This is a genomic window from Neochlamydia sp. AcF95 (assembly GCF_018342455.1).
Lineage (GTDB): Bacteria > Chlamydiota > Chlamydiia > Chlamydiales > Parachlamydiaceae > Neochlamydia.
This window is the reverse complement of the sequence record NZ_JAEMUC010000045.1, coordinates 21,121-44,494: the sequence shown is the minus strand read 5'-3', so window position 1 is coordinate 44,494 and position 23,374 is coordinate 21,121. Positions and strand designations below refer to the sequence as shown.

The window sequence follows — 23,374 nt, the reverse complement described above, 5'->3', positions numbered from 1 at the left end:
TCAGAAGATTAATTAACAGCTTATTTTGCATTACTATTTGCCCTTTTTGCCAAGCTATTCATGACTCATCCAAAAGGCTATTTTTTGATACCTCTTAAACCTAACGAAGTAGTACTATAATAAATCATCTAATTTAAAGAAAATACGTTTGCATAGTCATAGAAGGGGGGGAGCCTCTTAAAAAGGGGCCTTCTCCTTAAAAACATGTCTTTATTAAGCATAGGATTGCACAAAAAGCTGTTCAAAAGCGTATTCTTAAGTAGAAATTGCATAAAAAAAACCTGCTTAATATCTTATAATTTAAAGCTTTAAGATAGAACTAAACAATGTTTAGTTGTAAACGTCAGGGGGTATAAATGGTTTTTCTTCAAAAAAGCAGGGGATTGGGCATCAATTATATGGTTTTGTGCTGCTCTTTATATGATTGCTTACTTTATGAAATATCTTTATCAAGGAGAGAGAGGCCTTTCAGAGGATTAGACAGGCAAATTGGCATTTTTAAAAGCGTATTAGTTGAGTTTTAAAATTTTTCTTTGGTTACTAATTAATGGATTATTAGTATTTTATAATAAATAAGACTAATTTGAATTTATGGTAAATAGCATGACCCCACTTTCTTTAATTCCTCATATAAGAATACCTGAAGAAGTGCAATTAAAGATTCTTAGTTTTCTAGATGAAAAAGATTTACCGATTGCAGCCCTTGTTAACAAACATTGGCAGCGAATGGCCCAAGATCCTTCTTTATGGCGGCCTATTTGCCAACGACGCTGGAAAAATCTTAGCCACTCTTCTTCTCCAGGAAAAAACTGGCAAAAAATCTGTAAGAAAAGAGTGCAGATGTCAAAAACGATGAGGCTAACGAAAGACGAATATTCAAAAAACAAATGTAAACAAACTATCTACAAATTACCTAATTTCTCAGGAAAAATTCTTTCGCTTAAAAGAGAAAAACAATTTGCTTTTATTAAGGCTACAGCAGGTACAGCACAAATCTATCACTTGGGCGAAAAAAGTTGTCAGTTAGTGTATGATAATGTGGAAGATAAAAACTCTCATCTGATTCATTATCAAGAAGGCCATATTATTCAAGTGACGCAAGAAGGGCAGCTCTATCGTTGGAAAGTTAATGAGGCTTTTCCCAAAACTTCTCTATGTTACCTTGGAAACTTTGAAAATGCTTACTTGGCTCAAAACCATTTATTTTTAACTGACCTATCCCAAACCCAATTTAAAATTGTAGATGTACGCACAGGATTAAGCTGTTACAAGACTACCTCTGCAGCCATCAATTTTATTCTCTGCCGAAATAATCAAGCCTTAATCCACTGTCTAGATGGCAGCCTTTATTTTATTAATGATATAGAGAACTCTTTTGCTACGACCTTGATGCCATTGAAGGGCGCTCTTAAAATTACTCTTAATCAAGAATTATGTCAGTTTGATGAAGCACGAGTCATTATTTTATGCGAGGATGATTTACATAGAAGATGCTATGTATGGGATGCTTCTAATGGGGAAAAAAAGATAGAATTTACCTTGGAACCTCGACCTGCGGAAAAATTTTTGGACAGGAAGTCAATCCTAACAACCTCTAGTTATGATGGCAAGCGCTTAGCAGTAGGGCTAAGTATAGGTTTTGTTTTAACTTATAATATGAATGATGGAGCTTTTTTAACTGAATCAAACATAGGCGGTGTAGCGCCTGTGCGCTTTCTTATTTTAGACGAAAGCTATTTCCTAGCTTCTCGTTTCCATCCTGAATTTAAGAAATTTAACCTTTGTCAACATACTCCTGATACAAAATACTGTGGATCCTTATGGCCTTTGCCGCCTAGGGAATATCCAGTGGTAGATTCTCATCATATTCATGCTAGCTACGATGGTCGCAAACTAGTCTTTTGCGATGAACATGGATGGCTGCATTTATGGGACTTTGCTCATTTACAAGGAAAGGAGCCCGTTTTAGTGGCTCCTCCCGATGTTTAAAAAAGCTATTTGTTTACCTGAAGCGTTTGGCTAATTAAAATAGATTGTAACTGTTCATAAGAACGATAAGAGGAATATTTACTTTGCATTACTTCTTGGCTAAGCTTCTCGGTGAGTTGAGAAGTGGCTTGAAGCTGAACATCTATAAAATGTCTCGATTCTTCGAGCCTAGTAAAAAAAGAGGGATCAATGGGGGAAAAAATTGAAGAACCAAAATATGTTTGTATATCGAGTGCATAGTCTTTAAATTCTGCTAGTAAGCCTCGAGCGTCCGGAGCTCTTAGTGCAGCTTTTTTTTCCTGCAAAGCTGAAAGGCTTTCCTTATCTTTTTTTAATTTTTCCTGAACTTTCCCCTGATCCCCAGACATTTTTTGATAGCTTTTATGCTTTTTTTCTATTCCCGGAAAATGTGATGAAGTTTGGTCCATTGAAAGAATCCAATCCTCCTGCGCGGTAAGTTTATATTCCTTCAGCTTGTTAACAAATTTTCTAATGACTTCTTCTTTCTGACGAATTGCGCTTTCAAGACGCTTAATTTTCTCGTCTATCGGTCCATAAATTTCTTTTCTTTGCTGTTGATAAATTTCATATTCATTTTTTAATTCTTTAAAATTCTGAGGACCTCTCGCCAGCCATGCTTTTATATTTTCTAGATCAGGAATGATAATGGGAAGGGAATAAGAATTATCTAAGCTAGATATGCTATCTAATAACCCAGGGATACGTAGAATTAGATTATTTATTTTTTCAAGATTTTCAAACTTTTTGTCCAGAGAAGCCGCTGATTCAGTTTTTAAGTAGCGATTATTATCCCAAAGGAGTTTATTAAGTTCTCCTACGCTTTTTTCTAATTCTTTAAGCATATTGAGTTTTTCATCGGTCTGCACTAAGCTGTGACCCAATACTTTTTCAACTTCTTTACCTACATGCACTGTAGTTGCTATCGGCGTCAAGCTTCTTCCCAATGAAACGTTTTCTAATTGTTTTCTGGCAAACTCACGAACATTTCTTTCAATGATATCATCCATTCTGTTAAGGGTGGCAGGAGCTATTATGGTATGATTATTTAAATAGTAAAACTTACTTTGTTCATTAAATAAGGAACGGGAACGGGAAGCAGGAAAAAAATTATTCCATAATTTGTTAACGGCTTCCTCAGCTCCTACCTTTTTATCTATAATTTGCTTTAAAATTTCTTGAAGAGCTTCTCCAGGAATACCCAAAATCAATAGTTTTAAAATCAAAGCGGATGGAATATTTTCTTTTTTCCTTCCTTCCTTTCTTTCCTGGCGCGCAGCTTCAAGAACTTCGTATTTTAATTTTTTTAAGTAATCGTCTCTAATTTCTGGAAACGATGAATGATGGCAAGCCTCGGTACCCTGCACTTCAGAACCCTGATGAAGTTGAAACTTTGCTCCAAGTGGCTCAATTTTATTTTCGGATTTAAAGAAAGCTACCGATAGATGAAAAAAAAAGTGGCAAGCGTGCTTCAGCATGTAGCTTCACAGCTGAGGATAATTCGCTAGCTGGGATGCCCTCTTGTCTATCATTATACCTATCCATCTCCTCTATCAGCTGTTGAAGATGAGAAAATTTAAGCCAATCCTCTTGCCTGGCCGTCCTGGTTAAACTAGGAATGAGTTCTTGGGCATTGAGAACAACTTGACGGTTAGTGGCAGGGTTGCTATCTAAAGGGCCTGCAGGCCTGAGTTTCAAAGAAAAAATTTCTTTAGCAAAATGAAAAATTGCCAAAGAATCATTATCTCCTTCTTCCATTCTCAGGTAGGTATAAAGATGAGCTTTAAACTGCGGTTTGCTTCAATTTCTTCTAACTCGATTTACAAAAAGTGTAGTTACTCTTTCGTCACTAGCCAATTTAATTGCGTCTTATGAGGCGAGTTGCCACTGGAAGATCCTAGCGTATGCAAAGATCTTAAGGGAGTGATAAGATAACCTAAGAAAAAATATATTTTTAGGATCTATAGCGAAGGAAAGCAAAAAAAGCATTTTCCTTATTAAGAGATTAATAGAGCACTCTTTAGGCTTTAAGGAGGAAAAATAGATAAAATATGCCAGGCTTGTTTTCTTTATTTTCTCTAGCTGGGTTGTTGATTTTAACGCTAAAGGAATAGAGTTTATCAAAGGAAAAAAGATAAAAGGTGAACAGTATCGTAAAAGAGACCGACGAAAAATAAAGTTAAGATAACCGGTGGTTACATTAGCTTTTTGTAAAGCGGAGCATAAAAGGCACTTGCGATCTAGCTTATTGTCCTGGTGAGGCCCTCCTATGCGATAGGGCCAAAGCTGGGGGCAACGTCCGGGCAAGAAAGGAATGCTTTAGAGTTTCTAAAGAAAAATTGGGGCAGGGAAGGCTAGAAGGCGACAAGCTACACAAGCTAGTATCTACATATAGCGCTTCGTTATTTAACATTAACTTTTTTTATAGCCTCCGCTATGCTTTCAATCCGTCAAATGAAAAAAAATTTTCCTAGAGTTCATATGAAATACCTTCTAAAAATATAAAATTTCATTCAATTGTATATTTCTTAGGAATTATTGCTTTTATGGCTTCTATCTTGAATTTTTGAAAGTTCCTCTCTATACTCGCACCTAATTTAACTTATTTAAGAAGATGAGCCCATGAACAATACTGCAAGTTTACTTAAAGGCGCCTTATTAGTAGCAGGAACCTCTATCGGAGGGGGAATGCTTGCTCTACCCGTAGCCACAAGCTTAGGCGGCTTCGTTCCCTCTTTACTTACTTATTTTTTTTGTTGGGTTTTCATGGCCTGTACTGGCTTATTATTCCTTGAAGTTTCTACTTGGATGAAGGGGGAAGCTAATATTGTGACTATGGCCTACACTACTTTGGGAAGTTTAGGCAAATGGGTAGCATGGATCATTTATCTATTTTTATTTTACTGCCTCAATTTAGCTTATATAGTAGGGTGTGGAAATCTGGTTTCTCAGCTCTTAGTCAATATTGTTCCTGCTCATTATGGCTCTTTGTTGTTCGTGCTTTTATTTAGCCCTTTTGTTTATGCTGGCGCTCAAGTAATTGGCCATTTAAATATCATGCTCATGGGTGGATTAGCTGTGTTTTATGCTGCTTTTGTGATGCTAGGAGCTCCCCATGTAAACTCCCAACATCTATTCTATCAAGACTGGTCCCTAGCCGTTGTAGGTTTGCCTATTGCTTTTACTGCATTTGCCTACCAAGGAATTATCCCTACTTTAGTGCAATATATGCATAACGATATACGTTTAACCCGCTTAGCTATTTTGATAGGTAGTTTTATTCCCTTGATAACTTATATTATTTGGCAGTGGTTAATTCAAGGTATAGTGCCGACTTTCGGCTCAGGAGGATTAATAGAGACCCTACAAAAAGGAGAAAATGCTGTGGTTCCGCTTAAGCATTTTTTAGGCACTCCTGCTGTCTATATCATTGGCCAATTTTTTGCTTTTTTTGCTTTAGTAACTTCATTTTTTGGGGTGACTTTAGGATTGCTAGATTTTCTTGCCGATGGATTGCAATTAAAAAAGAACAGCGCAAATAAACTCTTTATTTGCTTAGCTATTTTTGTTCCCCCTCTATTGATTTCCTATAGCCATCCTCATATTTTTTTAGAAGCCTTAGATTATGCCGGAGGATATGGTTGTGCTCTTTTGTTGGGCTTATTACCTGTCTTAATGGTGTGGGTAGGACGGTATGTGCGTGGATTTAAAGGAGCGTATATTTTTCCGGGTGGGCGTATAGCTTTGGTTTTTCTCTTTATGTTTGTCCTATTTGAAATAGCCTGTGAAAGCTATATTAAGTTTATAAAATGAAAGCTAGATATTAGCATTTTTTTAAATGCTTTCCTTAACTTTTAAGGATGATGAGAAGAGGGATAGCGGTAAGAGCGCTGAGGCGTAAGTTTAGAGGGATCATAAGGAGGAGTGCGAGCAGTAGGCTGGCGCCCATGGCGCCTTGGGCGCCGTGGTTGAGTGTAGGAATAGATTTTTAAATTTTTGCCTATGCGGTCATACGCTTCCGAAGGATAAGGAATAAAAAAAGAAAGGAGGGATAATAGATAAACTAATCTTCTATTTTTCATTTAGCCCTTTTTAAATTAAGATGGCTTTCTAGTTGATTTTTGCTACTCTTATTAATTCCAAGAACGACGATTATCGTTCTTTTTAATAGGAAAAACGGCTTTCAAGACGTCTCTCATAGGGAGCAGGATAGCTTGGATTGAGATAAATCGAATAGCTAGAGGGGTAATAATAGGATGAGGAAGGCCCTCTATAATAGTCATAGTAATAGGGATAGGAGGCTCCAAAGCCCAGCCCAATTCCTAATCCGCCATAGTAATAATAATTATTTCCTCCTCCATGCCTATGATCATGATGTTTTTCATCCCTATCATGGCGTCCACCTTTATGGTGCCCATTCCTACCCCCATGCTTTCCTTGAGCTATCAGCAAATTGTCTTTCAATTTTTGAGGCTCATCAGCTTGTAAAGTAGAAGAAATACCCATAGATAGAGAGAAAAAAGCAATAAGAAAGCCATATCTTTTGTACATACAATCTCCCGGTTTATTAGCTATTCAAGTTCTTAAGACACCAACTAAAAAGTTTTTATAAATTAATCTCTAGACTGTTAATCAAATCCACTTATGTTTCCTGTTTTTCTGCTAAAGCTGCTTTTAAGATAGGATTACTTTGTACCTTGCAAGTACTAGCCATAGCTGCTAAATTTTCCTAGAAATCCAAGGCTTAAGCTTTTTAATAAACCCTCAAGGGAGAGCTTATTGACTTAATATTCTAAGAACTTTAGGGGCCTGCTGCGCTTTTTTTCTTAAAAAAGCTTTAAAAGAAACCTTTTACTCAATAGAAAAACTTTAAAATAAAAGGAAAAACTTTTCAATTTATCGCATGTTTTTCTCCAAATCCCTGGCTAACCAAGTGTTTCAACTGAATTTCAAAGGCTTAAAATGGTGTTAGATTTTTGGTTGGTGCCATGCTCTTCTATTCGTATTTATTTAAAAGTATTTCCAAAACCCAAGAATTAGCTAAGTTCCCTAATTGAAGAAAATCTAGCTAGCTTTATCCTTTATTTAAAATTAAGTGTTTCTCTTTACTATTTTCTTAAAGCTAAATTGAAGCTAAAATTTAAGCGTGTAGTTTTTTAATTTTCTTTTTTTAATCAACTCTTTTGGCTTAAAGAATGTTAAATATCTTTTTAATTTTATTCATATTTTAACGGGTGTAGCCCAACAAAGGGATGAAAAGGAATTGGATTTACTAACCGCTCTTTCCAGCTTTCCCTCTATAAATGAGCAGGCATCCTTTCCTAATCATTTTAAAATTGCCTAGCAAGGATTTATAATAGCTAAGCCAAGTGATATAAAAAATTACCCACCTATATTTAAATTAACATTAATCCCATTATCCCAGTAGTAATTAGGATGATAGTAATAATAGGGATAACCATTATAATAATAGGGATAGGTAACAGAAGTATCGCTATAGACGAAGCCTGGATTATACCAGGGATCTACCACATATACATTGCTATGTCCATGCTCATGATGCCAACGATGGTCTTCATGATGATGTTCCCAACCATGATCTTGTTTTCCATGAAAGCCCTCGTAAGAATGATGTCCTTCTTCCTTAACGCCTCCATGGTCACTCCCACCGTGTGCAAACAATCTAAGAGATGAAATAGCAAGCGTGGCGCTCAAAATTGTGACGCGAATTAAGCTTTTTTTCATAATTAATCCCTCCTTTAACTTATAATTTCTTTTAACGATTTTGTGAGTTTTGAACAAGAAGGTAATGGAGAAGAATGTAAAAATATTTTATTATGCTTGCTTTCAAATATATAGAATATAAGAAGCCTGCTTTTCGGAAATTATGAAAAGCTAAAGAAAAGAAAAAATTAATTTTCTTTAAGATTTGATAAGTTTAAATTTTGCTTAGGTAGAGGTGATTTTTCAATTGAATGACTTTAATATATAGATCTGAGTTTATAAACTTTTTATTCATCAAACAGCGCTTTTACAAAGCTTTCAGCATTAAAAGGCTCAAAATCTTCTACTCCCTCACCAAAGCCTATATATTTAATAGGAATACCAAGCTGTTGTTGAATGCTAATAGCAATTCCCCCTCTTGCTGTTCCATCAACTTTAGTAAGAATCAAACCAGTAATAGGGGTATGCTTATGAAAAATAGTAGCCTGATCGATTGCATTTTGTCCTGTCGTCGCATCAAGAACCAAAAGAATTTCCTGAGGTGTGCTATTTTGCACTTTATGGCAGGATCTTTTGATCTTTTCAAGCTCTTGCATAAGATTAGCTTTGGTATGTAGCCTTCCAGCAGTATCAATGATTAATATATCTGCTCCTCTTGCTTTGGCTGCTGTTACCGCATCAAAAGCAACTGAGGCGGGGTCACTTTTGGCAGCTCCTTTAACAATGTGAATATTAAAGAGCTGTGCCCAGCGCTCCAACTGTTCGACTGCAGCAGCGCGAAAGGTATCAGCTGCGGCGAGTAAGACTTTCTTACCTTGGCTATGGTAGAACTTGGCGAGCTTAGCAGCTGAAGTAGTTTTACCATTTCCATTAACTCCTACAATTAGAATAACATGAGGGGTAGAGGAATCCATAGTTGAGACAGAAAGGGAAGGGCTCTTAAGGCTTTGGACAATGTCTTGTTGAATTTCTTTGACTAAATCTTCCGGTTTTAAAAGTGGATGGCTGATGTGTAACTGGCGAATTTTCTCGGTTAAAGTTGCGGACATTTTAACCCCTAAATCCGCTTCATACAAAGTACGTTCTATTTGCTCTAAGGTTTCCTCATTGAGGGGTTTGCTAAAAAGAGCTTTAAGCTTATGTCCTAATACAGCACTTGTCTTGGATAAGGCTTTTTTTAATTTAGTATAGCTGCCTTTTAAAAAATCTAAAATCATAAAAGTTTTTTGTAAATTTAGGTTAAGTAGAAAAAAAGTATACCACATCAGGCTTGAAGATTAAAAAGAAAAAATAGGTTAAGTGCTGTGAGGTGGAGGGGAGTGATGATGAATCTTCATGCCTTTCAATCTTAAAAAAATATTGGCTAGCTTAGCCCTTCTTGTAATGGCCTTTAATTAAGCAAGGGGAATAACGGGCGATATGATCTTAAAATAGATGAAATGATTAAAGGGCAAGTTTAAGGATTAAAGCAAGAGAAGTAGGAAGAGTTCCATATTAGGGAGTAAAGTTTTGCAGTTGGTGGAGGCAATATTTAAAAAATTTTATACCTTCTTTGCTCAGCTTAAGCATCGCTGCTAAAGAAAGGATTTAAGACATTTTCTCTTTCTTTTATAAAGTTATAGTTTATTGAGAAAAAAGTTAGGAAGAAGGAGGCTACTCATAGTAAGCGAAAATGGGGCAGGGAAGCAAGTAAGAGACTGCCTAAACAAATGAAAATTTAGGAAAATAAATTTTAGCCCTAACTTTTGGCCCATTGGGTCTTCTCTTAGGAGAAATAGGCGACTACAATTCTAGTGGCACAAAAGGAAGGGCTGCTGATAAGATAAAACAGATGGAAAGCTCAAAAAATATAATTCAACAAGCTGTCTTAAAAAGAAGCAAAAGGCATAAAAGAAATAATGGTTACTATTCCTGGAAAAATTCCTCTACGTATTTATCCTTTTTTTTGGATTTTAACTTTGATTATCGGCTGGTTAAACAGTTTTTCAGAAATAACATCTATCCATGCAGTTTTAATTAAAACTGTGCTATGGGTCATCGTTATTACGTTTTCCATTATTGTGCATGAATATGGGCATGCTTTATCCGCGCTTGCTTTTGGCCAACGTTCTACTATAGAGCTTACTGGCTTAGGAGGAGCAACTTATCGAACAGGCCCTAAGCTTAAGCTATGGCAAGAATTTATCATTGTCCTTGCAGGTCCGCTTGCTGGCTTTGCTTTAGCAGGAGGCACTTATCTATTTTTAAATAGATGGAGTGAACATTCTTCCCATCTAGGAATCTTTGCTTTGGAAATCTGTTTCTATGTCAATACCTTTTGGACAATAGTTAATCTGCTACCTGTGCAACCTCTAGATGGAGGACGGCTTTTAAGTATAATTTTAGAAGGCTTATTAGGCCTGCGAGGAATCAAAATTGCCTCTTTTATAAGCATTCTTATTGCTGCAGGTGTAGGTTTATTCTTTTTTGCAGTGCAAGCCATTTTAGCAGGATCTTTGTTTTTAATTTTAGCTTTTGAAAGCTATCGTTCCTGGCAAAGCACGTTATCGATGCAAGCGCAAGATCAAAACGATGAGATTAAAGATTTATTAAAAGCTGCAGAAGAAGACCTCCAAGAAGGAAGGAAGCAAGAAGCTTTCGAGAAATTTAAAACTGTTCGCAACAGGACACAATCAGGTGTTTTATATAGGCAGGCTACCTACCATGAGGCCCTTTTATTAAATGAAAAAGGAGACTATAAAGCAGCCTATGAAATTCTTTATCCTCTTAAAAATAAATTTCATCTGCCTATTTGGCAGTTATTGCAAGATTTAGCTTATCATAATCAAGATTGGAAAGAGGCTATTCAATTAGGTAATCGAATATTTAGTGAGGCCCCTAGCTACCAGACTGCTCTTACCAATGCCCTCAGCTATGCTCAGCTAGGTTTGTCTAAACCTGCCGTAGGATGGTTAGAATCGGCTTTTAGGCAGGGGATGCCTTATAAGACTCCCATCCTTTCTAAAAGTGAATTTGATTCTATCCGCCCCAGTAGCGCTTTCCAAAATTTATTAAAAAATTGCCTTAATGAATTAAACTGAATTTTTTTTATAACAATAATTGTAAAAAGATGAGTTTTTTTATCTTTTATTACTTGTGTTGTTTATAGGCGTTAATTATAATTATTTATTTATTAACAATAAAACTTGGATGAGCCATGATTCCCCCTTCTGTAGGAGCGACCCCCCATATACCTCTTTCCCTTAAAATAGAGGAAAAAGAGAATTCCAAAAGTAGAGCTATACAGATATGCCAAGAAAAATATCCTAGTGACTTTAAGCAAAAAAAAATCATTGCCCTGGCAATCGTGATTGGAACCTTATCTTTAACGCTTCTTTCTGTGGTAGGTTCAATCGTAGCTGCCCTCACCTTAGCTTCTCCTTTAGGAATTGTTTTATTAGTAGCTACTCCTTTAGCTATTGTAGGAATAGGCTTGCTTATCAAAAAAATAGATGACAAAACTCTTTATTGGTCGAGGGGAGTAGCTAATGGCCTTATCGAGAAAAAAGCTAAAGAGGAAAAGGAAGCAAGGGAAAAAGAAAAAGATAACGCTTGCAAAGTGGCAGTATCTAAGAATAATTAAATTTAGCTTTCAGCTTTCCTGTTTACCTAAGAAATAGCTCCCTCTTTGGCCTAAGATGTATGGTTTCTTAGCTGCTTATCTGCAATTGCTTGCCGACTTCTATCTTTTCTTAAAATGATGCATCTGTTTTTAATTTAAATAGGCTATTTAGCTAGCTGCGGAGGTTATTTATCTGATAGCTAGGAAGTTTTTTCTATCTTTTTATTTTTTTAACTTCTATTTTTTTTAGGAAATGGAGCTTTTCTTTACCGAAATTAAAAGAATTTGCTATAAGAGTGCTGTTTCTAAATTAAACCCTGTGGAGAAGAACCCATGAAATTAAAATTAGTTTCTATCTTATTGTATACGATGATGCCTATGGTAGCTACAGCAGCACCTGCAGCTGATCAATCAGCTGTTACAGAGGAAAAAGTTCCTTTCAATTTACATAGCAATCCTGATACAACAGATGTATTTGCTATTCCCTTAGACTCTAGCGAAGCCGAGCTAGATGGAGAAGAAGAAGAACTACAAGAACTTCAGAAATATGATGTAAAGAAAAATTAAGCCTTTCAGAAGAAGTGCGAAGCTATCATTAGCTTCGCACTTAATTATCTCCCTTATTTTACCCATAAAGAAATAAAACGAGTTGTATTTCCTTGCTTAACCAGCAGAAGGACTGGTTTATTGCTATCGTGGGTATCCAAGAGCTTGTTGAACTGATCCAGACTGCTAACAGGCTGTTGATCAAGGCTTAAGATTAAGGTTCCTTTTTTTAGGCCTGTCCATGCCGCAGCGCTATTAGGTAAAATCTTTGAGATCACCACACCTTTTTGCTCCCCATATCCTAAAGAGCGGGAAAGCTCAGGTGTAAGTTCTTGCACTTCAATACCTAATTTGTTTTCTTTTTGCGTTAAGCTAGAAGTTTTTTCTCCTAACCTAGGCATCCTGCCAACTTCTAGAGTGAGGGTAAAAGGTGGTATATCTTTACGCTGAAGGGTAAGGGTTAATTTGCTGCCTGGCTTCATTAAGCCAATCGCATTCCTTAGCTCTCCAATAGTGTTAAATGAACGATCATTATATTGGAGAATGACATCACCTTGTTTAATACCAGCTTTTTCTGCCGGTGAATCTTTACTTACCTCTGCTACAAGAGCTCCTTGAGGTTTTTCTAAGCCTAACGCTTTGGCAAGATCTTTGTCGACTATTTGCAAAGCCACCCCTATAAAGCCATTGGAGATGGTTCCACTTTCTAAAATTTGTTCGAAATCATTTTTAATGATGTTGCTAGGGATTGCAAAGCCAATACCCATATGGCCACTACCATTTCTTGAGATAATAGCTGTATTCATGCCAATCACCTCACTTTTTAGATTCAAAAGAGGACCTCCAGAATTGCCACGATTAACGGCAGCATCTATTTGAATAAAATCTTCAATTTGAGCAATATCGAGGTTATTCCGACCTTTAGCGCTTACCACGCCCACAGTTAAACTAGCCTCTAAGCCTAAAGGGGCACCAATAGCCACAGCCCATTGGCCTACTTTAATCTCATCCGAGTTAGCTAGCTTAAGGTAGGGTAAATCTTGGGCATCAATTTTTAATACTGCCACATCGGTGCTTGGATCTTGTCCAATAATAGTAGCAGTAAAGCTTCTTTTATCATTAAGAATGACCTCTATTTCAGTAGCTTTATTGATAACATGGCTATTGGTAATAATATAGCCATCAGGGGAGACAATAAAGCCGGAGCCTTGATTAATTTCTAGTTCAGGTAAGGGCTCAGGATAAAGAGGAGCGCCAAAAAAAGGCTGAAAAGGTTGAAAAAACTCATCATTAAAGAAATTGCTGCTGGGGGGAAAAAAACTTTTTGTTTTAACCTGGATAGAAACGACAGCAGGAATTGCTTGGTCAGCAATTTGCGTAAAATCTTGTAAAAGAACATTTGAACTGATTTCTTTAGAACTTAAAAGAGACCTCTGGCTAAAAATTAAGGAAAAACATACCAGGGTCAATAAACCATGTTTAATTAGATGCATAATTACCTTCCTAATTGGCTAAAAATTCAAGAGTTCGTGCAATAATTAAATAACCTTTTTCTAATCGATCGATTCCAAAATGCTCGTTAGGAGCATGAATTTGATCATCAGGCAAGCCCAATCCCATGAGAACAACCTCGCTTTGGCTGGCTTCAGAAAGCTGCTGGATGATCGGTATGGATCCTCCCGAGTATGTAAAAGCACATGAAGTCTTATACACCTCCTCATAAGCTTTAGCGAAAGCTTGTACACATTTAGATGAAGGCTCTATTCTTACTGCCTTGCCTCCGCCTGCATGGATATGAACTTTCACTTCCACGCCTTCCGGAGCTTTTTGTTCAATAAAATTAGCAATTTTTTTAGCAGTTTCCTCGGGAGATTGGTGCGGAACTAACCGACACGATAGCTTAGCTGTAGCTTGAGAAGGAATGACAGTTTTAAAGCCTTCTCCTGCATATCCTCCTGAGATTCCGTTAATTTCTATTGTCGGTCTAAGCCAGCTTCTTTCTAAGGGCGTATAGTTTTTTTCTCCTCCGGTAGGCTTAGCTCCAAAAGTAAAGAAATAGTCTTGTTCGTCAAAATCAAAAGTAATTCTTTCTTTTTCCTCTGGGCTAAGCTCCTGCACATCTTTGTAAAAGTCAGGAATTCTTATACGACCTGCGGGGTCTCTTAGCTGCGCTAAAATATCTACAAGCGCATGCAGGGGATTATAAGCTATTCCTCCATATGAACCTGAATGTAAATCGGTCTTAGTACCTTTAACTTCCACATCCATGGTCACAATTCCTCTAACTCCTAAGGTAACTGCAGGAGCGGTGGCATGGCGAAGTCCTAAGTCCACAATGGCAAGATAGTCTGCTTCAAGTTCTTTCTTTTTATATGCCAATAGTTCTGAGAGCCCCAAGCTGCCACATTCTTCTTCTCCTTCGATGCAAAATTTAACATTAATTGGCAATTTTCCATCAATATTCATAAGAGCTTTGATGGCAAAAAGTGTGTAAAAACATTGGCCTTTATTATCTTGGGCTCCACGGGCATAGACTTCTCCGTGGCGAATGGTAGGCTCAAAAGGGGGTGTGTGCCATGCCTCTAGGGGATCAATAGGTTGAACATCATAATGATTGTAAATTAATAAGGTAGGCTGGGAAGGGCCGGCCTTCATGTAAGAGGCAAATATGACAGGATGTCCTTTAGTAGGCCAAATTTCAGCCTCAAAACCTATATTTTTAAGATAGCTCATCACCCATTGGGCGCAGGCTTCCATCTGAGAGGTATAGCCTATCTCTGAGCTAATACTTTGAAAACGTAAAAAAGCAAAATATTCTTCCAAAGCAATTTTTTCCTGCTTTTTATAATAGTCCTGCAAAACATGCAGGGAAGGGAAAGAGTTTTGCATCAATTGACCTCTTGATAAATGTTGAATGAAACTTAAGAAAGATCTATACCATTGCGCATGTTTTTCTCTCAATAAAAGTTCCCAAAGCGTATAAATTACGGCTTAATGAACGGTTCTATAAGTTAATCGTGAGATAAAGCAGGAAGGTTAAAGCCGTGAGGAAAAGGGCAACATAGATTAAAAGAGCTTTTTTTACTTTACGATGATGCTGCTCGATTAACAGCGGGCTTAGTAGGCAAGACTTCAAAAACTCTACCCTTTCTTTAATACTGTAATGATGCCAGTTGGGAGTGGCATATCCTCCATTAGCATAGGCTACAGCTTCTAAAGCATTAATCATAGACTCTAAAGGTAAACCGACTTTAAAGACATGTAAGTCTGCTTGTCTTTCAAAAAGCCTAGAGAAGAAGCCAAACACACCGCGAAAATAGCCTAAGATAATAAGAGCATAAAAAGAAAAAAACTTGAGCAGGTTGAAAAAATTTCCTGCGGCAGAAAGAGGCCAAGCCTTTTCTTGCCCTAGAAAGTAGGACAACGGGGCGGAGAAAAAATAAAAAAATATACCGGTAAGTGGAAGGAGACCACTTAAAATAAAGGGATAAAACAATAAATGGCGATGAGTATTATGGCCGATTTCATGGGCTAGGATGGCTTCAATGCTTTCTGTTGAAAGTTCTTTTAAAAGTCGCTCTGTGAACATAACATAGCGGAAAGGAGATATGATTCCCATAATGCCCGCGGTCAGTTGATCGTGCATTACCGTCCATGTTCTCATGCCTGCGTGTTTAAATCCCGCTTTTTGGCAAACTATTGCTAAGCGATCATTTAGCGCTCCTGCTGGTAAGGGGTTGCATTTCCAAATTTTTTGAAGGAAATAGGGAAGGAAAATGAATAGCAAGATAGCTATGAGGACACTGAAAGAGGCAGACATCCATTCAAGAGTTTTTGTAGAAACCTGCGGGCCTAGTAGCGTGCTAAAAATATCTAACGCTAAGGTAATGATAACGAAGGGAAGGAAAAAGGGAACCAATAGCTTTAGCTGCCGTTGAGCGTAATAAAAGCGTGTTTCGGAGATATTGTAAGAATAAAACTTCACAAATGAAAGAGCATGAAAAAGCCCTAGCCCTCCTAAATATAGGCCAAGTTCCCACAGAACGTTAAGAAAATGCATGTTTTGCATAAAGGGAATCATATGAAACAGGCGGCCAGCATCTAAGATATATTGATAAACGCTAAGGTAGGCTAACAATTCTATGTTTATAATGAAGAGAATAAAGCTCGGTTTTCTTCTAAACAACTTCTTTAAAAGAGGATATTGGAAAAAGAAGGTACCGCATAGGCCTACATAAAGAAGCAGGGATATGCCAAAAGCATCCCAGACAGATTTAATTGCTGGCGCTGAAGTTTCTGGTAAACTATTCATTAGTAGGAAAGCTAAAATTAAGAAAAAAATATGGGTAAACATATGAGTAAATTATAAGAGCCCCTTCCACAATTAATCAACCTTACTTTTTTTTGATGTTATTCTCCTCTTGATAAGAGAGAACGAAAAATTAAGAAAATTTCTGAAAAAGGTTTAGCAGTTATCTTCGTAAATTATTCAATCCAAGTTCTTCTTTTCTCTACTTACATGCCTAGCTTGATGGTTAAAACTTTTTAACTATCTATAGCAAGAGTAAGCTTACAATCCCTACAGCTATGTAGCAATTTATCAAGAAACTAAATTTCTTGATTTAACTATTTAAGCTCTTTGACAGAACTTAAAAAACACCTAACCTTAAGGAGTTTAACTTACTTTTTTTACAAAAGCCTTATTATAAGGTTATAGAAGAGGATGATTATTTCTCTAAACTAGAAAGCATAAAGGCAAGCAAGATGGCTTAAAAGGAAAAAGATGGGGTAATAAAAAGCTTTTTTTTCTAAATTAAGCTAGCCACTCTATTCTTAAGAAGTAGAGAAAAGCCTTTTTCTTCTCCTTTATTATAAGTTTGAGCCTATCTTCATATTTTTCTTAAGGATTATTACGCAATCTTCTAATTTGCTTGCGGAGAATGGATATCTTTGTGCATGGGTATAAAACTTTTATTTTTGGCCAAGTATGGTTTACTTTAAAGTTTTGAATTCAGTCGGTCTTTATATTATTTCATTTTGAAAAAAGAAATTTTTCTTTACAATTTTCTTATTTTACTGGGGCAGTTATATGAAAAATAAAGTTTTGATTAAAGTTTTTGCCTCCATTTTTTTAGCTGTAGGGGCTGGCCTTTGGTCAGGAGCAGATAAAGCGCTGGGGGGAGTGCCTTTTGTCCAGCTGTACAACTTAATAGGTCAATTATTTCTGAATGCTCTCACCTTAGTAGTCGTACCTTTAGTATCCTCCTCAATCATTGTAGGGGCTGCTCGTATGGGAAGTGAAGGGGCATTAGGGACTTTAGGCTATAAAACTTTTAGTTATTTCATTTTGACTATGGTGCTAGCTGTAGTGGTAGGATTGACTTGCGTTATGCTCATCAAGCCAGGCATAGGTCAGCCATTAGAAGAGTTAAAGAGTAGCCATCCTCAAGCAAGCAAATTAGTAGAACTTCATGCTCAAGGGCAAGGTGGAAGTTTTCAAAAAATTGAACAGCTCCTTTTGAAGCTTGTACCTTCTAATATTTTAGCTGCTGCCTCTCAAGGGCAGATGTTAGGACTCATCTTTTTTAGTCTATTATTTGGATATTTTGCCTCTAGTATAGAGCCCTACCCCAGTCAAATTATATTAGGCTTTTGGAATGCTATCTTTCAGGTGATGATGAAAATTACTCATTTGGTCATGCGTGCTTTGCCGATCGGTGTTTTTGGTCTTGTAGCTAAAGTAGTAGCTACTACAGGAATAGAGGCTTTTCGCTCGGTAGCCTGGTTCACTTTAACATTTTTTATTGCTTTATTTATTTATGCGGGGATTGTTTTGCCGCTATTATTAAAATTTGTAGCTAAAGTTAGCCCTCTTGCTCATGTGCGCGCCATGGCTCCTGCTTTGTTAACGGCTTTTTCTACTAGTTCTTCTGCAGCTACCTTGCCTTTAACCTTAGAATGCTTAGAAAAGCGTGCCCATGTGCCGTATAGGATTTGCAGCTTTACCGTGCCGTTAGGCACCTCATTAAATCTTACAGCTTCAGCCTTATTTATTTGTGTGACCGTTTTCTTTATTGCCCAGGTTTATAGCTTGGCTTGGAGCCTCGGCTCGATTGCGACTATTTTTCTTTTAATTATTTTCTCTTCTATAGGCATGGCAGGAATACCCTCAGCTTGTCTTGTAGGAGCTATCTTGGTCTTACATACTATAGGATTGCCTGTAGATGCTATTGGCTTAGTATTAGCAGTAGAGCGCCTCTTAGATATGTGTAGAGCAGTAGTTAATGTTTTTGGGACCTCTTGCTGCGCCGTGCTAGTTGCTCGTTCTGAAAAAAAAATACTTTAGCCTCTATTCTCGACAAAGCATAGAAATTAATAAGATAAGGTTGTGATGATACCAAATAAGCAAAAAACTGTTGTTGTAGGAATGTCTGGTGGCGTGGACTCGTCTGTAGCGGCTTTGCTATTAAAGCAGCAAGGGTATCATGTAATTGGAATGTTTATGAAAAATTGGGAAGAAACCGATGAGCATGGAACTTGTAAAGCTTCTTATGAATATGAGGATGTTGTACGTGTTTGTGAGCAAATAGGCATCCCTTATTATGCGGTTAATTTTGTCAAAGAATACAAAGAAAATGTTTTCAATCAATTTTTAGAGGAGTTTAGGCAGGGGCATACACCCAACCCAGATATCTTATGTAATCGCGAGATCAAGTTTAAAACCATGTTTGAAAAGGCATTGACATTAGGTGCTGATTATCTAGCTACCGGACATTATTGCCAATCTTTTACCCATGATGAGGAAAGCATTCTGGCAAAAGGGATAGATCCTGGTAAAGATCAAAGCTACTTCTTATATACCATCAAATCTCATGTGCTTTCTAAAATTCTTTTTCCTGTGGGCAACCTTCACAAGCCAGAGGTTCGAAAAATTGCGCGGGAGCATTGTTTAGCTACTTCTGCTAAAAAAGATAGTACGGGTATTTGCTTTATTGGTGAGCGCAATTTTAAACAATTTTTAAGTCAATATATCGCTTACAGACCTGGAAACTTCGAAACCCTTGAAGGGCAAGTCATAGGTACACATGATGGGGTGGCCTATTATACCATAGGTCAACGTAGGGGAATGGGAATTGGAGGACAAGGAGAACCCTGGTTTGTTGTCGGTAAGGATCTAGAGCGAAATGTAGTTTATATTGAGCGTGGAGCTCATCACCCGGCCCTTTTTTGTGATGAATTAATCGCTTGCGAAGCCAGCTGGGTCTCTCCTCATGGAAGGCCAACTTTGCCCTTGGCTTGCAGAGCTAAGGTGCGCTATCGACAGACAGATCAAGCCTGTACCATTATGACAGAAACAGACAAGCAGTTAAAGGTTGTTTTTGATGTTCCTCAACGTGCCGTCACCCCTCGGCAGTCAATTGTATTCTATGAAGGTAATAAATGCTTAGGAGGAGCAATCATTCAGTCGGCAGGCATATCCTATTACCATCAGAATAAAGCCTTACCTAAGCATGTTTCTTTATAAGCCGGGTGAGCTAATTATTTTCGCCTAACTTTTCGACGTAAGCAAATCTATTAGACCTATCTTCTAAAACCAGTAGGCTAAGCCCGCTTTCATGCCATAGCCCCTAAGGCCATGTTTCTCACGAGTTAAGCTAATGTTGTAAGCAAAACCTAGATTAAGAGACCATTGTTCATGCAGGTCTTTTTCAATCAGTAGTGCATAGCTAGGACCTTTCGCATTGCTCTTACTTTTATCTGTGCCAATGCTTTTAATGGTCGTATGGCTGCGACTCCAGGCATATTGCACCATTAGGCCTGCTCGGCAGCCTTTTGCAATTCTATAAAAAACTTCGATAGAGATATAAGGTGACCAAGAGCGGAATTTTTCTTTAGCTATTAATTTAAAATCCGAGATTTTTAAGGGAATTTTAGTCTTAAGCTGAGTGTAATTAGCACCAACCGCAGGAGTAAAACACCACCTTTTAGTAGGAATGGTAAAGCCTAAGCCGCAACCTGTGGTTAACAAGGTGCCGCGATTAGATCCGTACATAAAGCCAGGTCTAATACATAACCCTTTATAGACAAGAGCATTAGCGTCTATTTTTATAGCGGGCAGGTCCATGGTTTTAACAGTGTTTCCAAAGTTTACAATATCTAAATGGACGAAAGTGGGGGCTACATCGATCTTGCCTCGGCAATCTCCTTGTAAACAAGGGAAGGTGACTATAGATAAGAAAAAGCTTAAAAGTAAGAATAAATTTTTCATCAATACATCCTATTAAAAATAGTAAACTTTTAACATAAAAGACAAAAAGTTTCTAGACTTAAATGTGCTTTCACTTTCTAGCAGTCGGGATTTTTATTCTTTAAAGTTGCCCCGGGCGTCTTTTTCGCATGCTTAGCATCCTTAAGTATTTATTTCACACAAGGGAAATTGAATACCTGCTTAGGAGGCTTAAATAGAGACTGTAAGTAGTCCTTTTAAATGATTAAAATCTTCTAATTTTGCCTAGGCATCTGCTATTCAGTTTTAATCCTGCTTCATTCAGAAGATAAGGGTTAAGGCAAAGATAAGTTTCTTAATTCTGCCAGAGGATGAGTTAAAGGGAGGTCTTCTAAGCAAAAATCTAACGTTGCTAAAGAGGTAAATAAAGTTTCTGTTTCCCATCTAATTTTGTAAGTGCTCATGGTTTTTTGTAGATTTTTATGATTAGCAACGATTAAAAGTTCATTTTTAGACGGTTTGCAGCTACGTAAATAGGGTGCCCAAGCACCTTTATTCTAGTTAAAAAGCTTGTTTGCTTCTTTTGATTGCTATAAAACCCTATCTTGAAGGCGACTCTCTAGTCTAAAACTCTTAATTTTTAGTGAGTCTTTTTATCTTGGCTAGCAAAGGTATTTGGATTTTCATTTTTTTAGTCTAGCTGTCCGATGGAAATTTACATTCTCCCTTTCTAAATCTCATCTTCCTAAGTTGGCTTTAAAAATATTCATCCATTCATTAAGTTGTTCGCGAATAGAATTTAATTGCCCCAGGTCGATTACCCCTTTCTTAATTAATAAACCTTAGATACATTACTATCAGCATGACACTTGACGAGGCAATAATGATTAGTAAAATAAAAATATGAAGTATTGTTATAGATAAAAAATAATAATACGTGTTATGATTTTTCTTTATGCGTATAAATTAATATAACTAAATTAATCAGGTAATTAAAGGTCTAGTTCTTAAACGGCCTTTATTTGTTCGATAGGTTTTTAGATCAATCGATTAAGAAAGCATGCTTGTGAATAGCTTTTTTGAAGGAAGCATGCTTTTTATAAAAGAATAAATTACAAAGATACCATGGCAATAAATTTTCTATCCAGAGCGTGCTTATCTATTAATCATAAGGCTGATTACATCCCTATCGCCAGCACGGTGGTTAATTTAGTCGATATCTTTCAAAAAGTAGTTGTCTTACCTTTAAAGGAAAAAGAAAATATATCTAAAAGCCTTTACTGTACTTACCTTAAACAGAAGACTTTTAAGCGCTGTATAATTTTGTTGATTCCCGTGTTAGGGAATATACTCGTTGGAATTTGGGATTTTACCCATCCTTGCAAAGAGAATGATAGAGACGCCCTGCATACTGCAATTCAGAAGAATGATAAGAAGGCTTTTAAAGAGGCTATCTGCAGGTTTAAAAATGATAAGGAAGCCGTTCTTATCGCTATTCAGTATGATGGCTTAGCCCTTAAGTATGCTAGTTTAAAGCTTCGAAATGATAAGCAAGTTGTTCTTGCGGCTGTTCAAAAATGTGGACTGGCGCTTAAGTATGCTAGCAGAGAGCTACGGAACGACAAAGGAATCGCTCTTGCGGCTGTTAAGGAAGATGGTTTGGCTCTTCAGTATGCTAGCGAAGAGCAGCGGAATCACGAGGGAATCGTCTTTGCGGCTGTCCAGCAAAACGGCTTGGCGCTTCAGTATGCTAGTGAAAAACTGCGGAATCACAAGGGAATCGCTCTTGCGGCTATTAAGGAAGATGGTTTGGCGCTTCAGTATGCTAGTGAAGAACTGCAGAATCACGAGGGAATCGTTCTTACGGCTGTTCAGCAAAACGGTTTGGCGCTCCAGTATGCTAATGAAAAACTGCGGAATCACAAGGGAATCGTCCTTACGGCTGTTCAACAAAACGGTTTGGCACTTCGGTACGTTAGTGTGGCACTGCGGAATAATAAGGAAATCGTTCTTGCGGCCGTTAAGCAAAACGGTTTGGCACTTCGGTATGTTAGTGTGGCACTGCGGAATAATAAGGGAATCGTTCTTGCGGCCGTTAAGCAAAACGGTTTGGCTCTTCGGCATGCTAGCGAAGAGCTGCAGAACCACGAGGAAATCGTTCTTGCGGCTGTCAAGCAAAACGGGCTGGCACTTAAGTATGCTAGCAAAGAGCTACGGAACCACACGGAAATCGCTCTTACGGCTGTTCAGCAAAACGGCTTGGCGCTTCGGCATGTTAACGAAGAGCTGCAGAACGACAAAGAAATCGTTCTTGCTGCTGTCCAGAAATACGGCTGGGCGCTTAAGTATGCTAGCGAAGAGCGGCGGAACGACAAGGAGATCATTCTTGCTGCTGTTCAGAAATACGGCTGGGTGCTTCAGTATAGTAGCCCAGCACTTCAAAACGACAGGGAAATCGTTCTTGCCGCTATTAAGCAATGCGGTTGCACGCTTGAATATGCTAGCGAAGAGCTACGGAACGACAAAGAAATCGTTCTTACGGCTGTTCAGCAAAATGGCTTGGCCCTTCAGTATGCTAGCGAAGAGCTGCAGAATAACAAGGAAATTGTCCTTGCTGCCGTTCAGCAAGATGGTTTAACGCTTCAGTATGCTAGCGCAGAGTTGTGGAGCGACAAGGAAATAGCCCTTGCTGCTGTTCAGCAACATGGTTGGGCCCTTTGCTATGCTAGCCAAGAGCTGCAGAACGACGAGGAAATTGTCCTTGCTGCAGTTCAGCAAAATGGCTTGGCGCTTCGACATGCTAGCCAAGAGCTGCGGAAAGACAAAGAGATTGTCCTTGTGGCTGCCAAGAAAGACTACTTGGCGCTTGAGTATGCTAGCAAAGAGGTGTGGCGCGGCAGGGAATTCGTTCTTGCGGCTGTTAAGCAATACGGTCGGGCACTTCGATATGCTAGCGAAGAGCTGCAGAACGACAAGGAAATCGTTCTTGCGGCTGTTAAGCAATATGGCCGGGCACTTAAGTATGCTAGCGAAGAGCTGCAGAACCACGAGGGAATTGCCCTTGCTGCCGTCCTGCAAAACAGCCGGGCACTTAAGCATGCTAGCCACAAACTTCAAAAAGATTTAAGGCTTATAGTTAGGCAAAAACAAATAAGTTTATAGTCATGCGCTTTTGAATTACTTATTATGCAGCCCCATACTTTATAAAAGCCCTCTGTTTAACTAGTGAGAAAGCTTTTGAATATGTAGGCTAAGTTTTTTTAAGCGTA

19 protein-coding genes are annotated in these 23,374 nt (G+C 37.8%); 8 read left to right on the top strand and 11 right to left on the bottom strand.

Annotated features, from left to right (window positions below; genetic code table 11):
- Nucleotides 1–603 precede the first annotated feature (603 nt).
- Entirely contained in the window at nt 604–1,989 is a 1,386-nt protein-coding gene (locus NEOC95_RS05185) for an F-box protein (protein ID WP_213152026.1), read from the top strand.
- A 5-nt stretch (nt 1,990–1,994) separates the two neighbouring features.
- On the opposite strand, the gene NEOC95_RS05180 is transcribed toward NEOC95_RS05185, so the two are convergent.
- Entirely contained in the window at nt 1,995–3,485 is a 1,491-nt protein-coding gene (locus NEOC95_RS05180) for a mediator of RNA polymerase II transcription subunit 19 family protein (protein ID WP_213152024.1), read from the bottom strand.
- A complete protein-coding gene (locus tag NEOC95_RS05175) occupies nt 3,433–3,765 on the bottom strand; it encodes a hypothetical protein (protein ID WP_213152022.1) in 333 nt (110 codons plus the stop codon). Before NEOC95_RS05175 ends, NEOC95_RS05180 begins: the two co-directional genes overlap by 53 nt.
- A gap of 864 nt (nt 3,766–4,629) precedes the next feature.
- On the opposite strand from NEOC95_RS05175, the gene NEOC95_RS05170 reads away from it, so the two are divergent.
- Nucleotides 4,630–5,820, top strand: coding sequence for an amino acid permease (locus NEOC95_RS05170; protein ID WP_213152020.1), 1,191 nt, complete (start codon nt 4,630–4,632; stop codon nt 5,818–5,820).
- Nucleotides 5,821–5,861: 41 nt separating this feature from the next.
- On the opposite strand, the gene NEOC95_RS05165 is transcribed toward NEOC95_RS05170, so the two are convergent.
- From NEOC95_RS05165 to ftsY, 4 genes are all read right to left on the bottom strand, one after another.
- Nucleotides 5,862–6,089 (bottom strand): hypothetical protein, encoded by a 228-nt coding sequence (locus NEOC95_RS05165; RefSeq protein ID WP_213152018.1) that lies wholly within the window; start codon nt 6,087–6,089, stop codon nt 5,862–5,864.
- A gap of 82 nt (nt 6,090–6,171) precedes the next feature.
- Nucleotides 6,172–6,558, bottom strand: coding sequence for a hypothetical protein (locus NEOC95_RS05160; protein ID WP_166156816.1), 387 nt, complete (start codon nt 6,556–6,558; stop codon nt 6,172–6,174).
- 831 nt (nt 6,559–7,389) lie between these two features.
- Entirely contained in the window at nt 7,390–7,752 is a 363-nt protein-coding gene (locus tag NEOC95_RS05155; protein WP_166154895.1) for a hypothetical protein, read from the bottom strand.
- Between the two features lie 266 nt (nt 7,753–8,018).
- Nucleotides 8,019–8,948, bottom strand: coding sequence for a signal recognition particle-docking protein FtsY (gene ftsY, locus NEOC95_RS05150; RefSeq protein ID WP_213152015.1), 930 nt, complete (start codon nt 8,946–8,948; stop codon nt 8,019–8,021).
- Nucleotides 8,949–9,629: 681 nt separating this feature from the next.
- On the opposite strand from ftsY, the gene NEOC95_RS05145 reads away from it, so the two are divergent.
- From NEOC95_RS05145 to NEOC95_RS05135, 3 genes are all read left to right on the top strand, one after another.
- Nucleotides 9,630–10,811, top strand: a complete 1,182-nt coding sequence (locus NEOC95_RS05145) for a site-2 protease family protein (RefSeq protein ID WP_213152013.1) — start codon at nt 9,630–9,632, stop codon at nt 10,809–10,811.
- Between the two features lie 116 nt (nt 10,812–10,927).
- Nucleotides 10,928–11,353: a hypothetical protein gene (locus NEOC95_RS05140; RefSeq protein ID WP_213152011.1), complete on the top strand. Its 426-nt coding sequence runs from the start codon at nt 10,928–10,930 to the stop codon at nt 11,351–11,353.
- Nucleotides 11,354–11,665: 312 nt separating this feature from the next.
- A complete protein-coding gene (locus NEOC95_RS05135) occupies nt 11,666–11,899 on the top strand; it encodes a hypothetical protein (protein WP_213152009.1) in 234 nt (77 codons plus the stop codon).
- 53 nt (nt 11,900–11,952) lie between these two features.
- On the opposite strand, the gene NEOC95_RS05130 is transcribed toward NEOC95_RS05135, so the two are convergent.
- From NEOC95_RS05130 to NEOC95_RS05120, 3 genes are all read right to left on the bottom strand, one after another.
- Nucleotides 11,953–13,371, bottom strand: a complete 1,419-nt coding sequence (locus NEOC95_RS05130) for a Do family serine endopeptidase (protein WP_213152007.1) — start codon at nt 13,369–13,371, stop codon at nt 11,953–11,955.
- A 10-nt stretch (nt 13,372–13,381) separates the two neighbouring features.
- Nucleotides 13,382–14,767, bottom strand: a complete 1,386-nt coding sequence (locus NEOC95_RS05125; protein ID WP_213152005.1) for a dipeptidase — start codon at nt 14,765–14,767, stop codon at nt 13,382–13,384.
- 115 nt (nt 14,768–14,882) lie between these two features.
- On the bottom strand, nt 14,883–15,959 hold the full coding sequence (locus NEOC95_RS05120; RefSeq protein WP_213152000.1) for a M48 family metallopeptidase: 1,077 nt from the start codon (nt 15,957–15,959) through the stop codon (nt 14,883–14,885).
- 1,008 nt (nt 15,960–16,967) lie between these two features.
- On the opposite strand from NEOC95_RS05120, the gene NEOC95_RS05115 reads away from it, so the two are divergent.
- Together NEOC95_RS05115 and mnmA are read left to right on the top strand one after the other, a co-directional pair.
- Nucleotides 16,968–18,224 carry a dicarboxylate/amino acid:cation symporter gene (locus NEOC95_RS05115; RefSeq protein WP_166154909.1) on the top strand — a complete coding sequence of 419 codons (1,257 nt, stop codon included), beginning with the start codon at nt 16,968–16,970 and terminating at the stop codon, nt 18,222–18,224.
- Nucleotides 18,225–18,269: 45 nt separating this feature from the next.
- The gene (gene mnmA / locus NEOC95_RS05110) at nt 18,270–19,403 is read left to right on the top strand and encodes a tRNA 2-thiouridine(34) synthase MnmA (protein WP_166154911.1); all 1,134 of its coding nucleotides are present in this window, start codon (nt 18,270–18,272) and stop codon (nt 19,401–19,403) included.
- Nucleotides 19,404–19,466: 63 nt separating this feature from the next.
- On the opposite strand, the gene NEOC95_RS05105 is transcribed toward mnmA, so the two are convergent.
- A complete protein-coding gene (locus NEOC95_RS05105; protein WP_213151999.1) occupies nt 19,467–20,147 on the bottom strand; it encodes a hypothetical protein in 681 nt (226 codons plus the stop codon).
- 293 nt (nt 20,148–20,440) lie between these two features.
- Nucleotides 20,441–20,569, bottom strand: a complete 129-nt coding sequence (locus tag NEOC95_RS09520; protein WP_283248249.1) for a hypothetical protein — start codon at nt 20,567–20,569, stop codon at nt 20,441–20,443.
- Nucleotides 20,570–21,230: 661 nt separating this feature from the next.
- On the opposite strand from NEOC95_RS09520, the gene NEOC95_RS05100 reads away from it, so the two are divergent.
- Entirely contained in the window at nt 21,231–23,267 is a 2,037-nt protein-coding gene (locus NEOC95_RS05100) for a DUF4116 domain-containing protein (RefSeq protein WP_213151998.1), read from the top strand.
- The last annotated feature ends 107 nt before the right edge of the window (nt 23,268–23,374 follow it).

Coding starts and splice junctions, on each gene's coding strand:
- NEOC95_RS05185 (WP_213152026.1), top strand. CDS start 604: ATGACCCCACTTTCTTTAATTCCTCATATAAGAATACCTGAAGAAGTG.
- NEOC95_RS05180 (WP_213152024.1), bottom strand. CDS start 3,485: ATGCTGAAGCACGCTTGCCACTTTTTTTTTCATCTATCGGTAGCTTTC.
- NEOC95_RS05175 (WP_213152022.1), bottom strand. CDS start 3,765: ATGGAAGAAGGAGATAATGATTCTTTGGCAATTTTTCATTTTGCTAAA.
- NEOC95_RS05170 (WP_213152020.1), top strand. CDS start 4,630: ATGAACAATACTGCAAGTTTACTTAAAGGCGCCTTATTAGTAGCAGGA.
- NEOC95_RS05165 (WP_213152018.1), bottom strand. CDS start 6,089: ATGAAAAATAGAAGATTAGTTTATCTATTATCCCTCCTTTCTTTTTTT.
- NEOC95_RS05160 (WP_166156816.1), bottom strand. CDS start 6,558: ATGTACAAAAGATATGGCTTTCTTATTGCTTTTTTCTCTCTATCTATG.
- NEOC95_RS05155 (WP_166154895.1), bottom strand. CDS start 7,752: ATGAAAAAAAGCTTAATTCGCGTCACAATTTTGAGCGCCACGCTTGCT.
- ftsY (WP_213152015.1), bottom strand. CDS start 8,948: ATGATTTTAGATTTTTTAAAAGGCAGCTATACTAAATTAAAAAAAGCC.
- NEOC95_RS05145 (WP_213152013.1), top strand. CDS start 9,630: ATGGTTACTATTCCTGGAAAAATTCCTCTACGTATTTATCCTTTTTTT.
- NEOC95_RS05140 (WP_213152011.1), top strand. CDS start 10,928: ATGATTCCCCCTTCTGTAGGAGCGACCCCCCATATACCTCTTTCCCTT.
- NEOC95_RS05135 (WP_213152009.1), top strand. CDS start 11,666: ATGAAATTAAAATTAGTTTCTATCTTATTGTATACGATGATGCCTATG.
- NEOC95_RS05130 (WP_213152007.1), bottom strand. CDS start 13,371: ATGCATCTAATTAAACATGGTTTATTGACCCTGGTATGTTTTTCCTTA.
- NEOC95_RS05125 (WP_213152005.1), bottom strand. CDS start 14,767: ATGCAAAACTCTTTCCCTTCCCTGCATGTTTTGCAGGACTATTATAAA.
- NEOC95_RS05120 (WP_213152000.1), bottom strand. CDS start 15,959: ATGATTCCCTTTATGCAAAACATGCATTTTCTTAACGTTCTGTGGGAA.
- NEOC95_RS05115 (WP_166154909.1), top strand. CDS start 16,968: ATGAAAAATAAAGTTTTGATTAAAGTTTTTGCCTCCATTTTTTTAGCT.
- mnmA (WP_166154911.1), top strand. CDS start 18,270: ATGATACCAAATAAGCAAAAAACTGTTGTTGTAGGAATGTCTGGTGGC.
- NEOC95_RS05105 (WP_213151999.1), bottom strand. CDS start 20,147: ATGAAAAATTTATTCTTACTTTTAAGCTTTTTCTTATCTATAGTCACC.
- NEOC95_RS09520 (WP_283248249.1), bottom strand. CDS start 20,569: ATGAGCACTTACAAAATTAGATGGGAAACAGAAACTTTATTTACCTCT.
- NEOC95_RS05100 (WP_213151998.1), top strand. CDS start 21,231: ATGGCAATAAATTTTCTATCCAGAGCGTGCTTATCTATTAATCATAAG.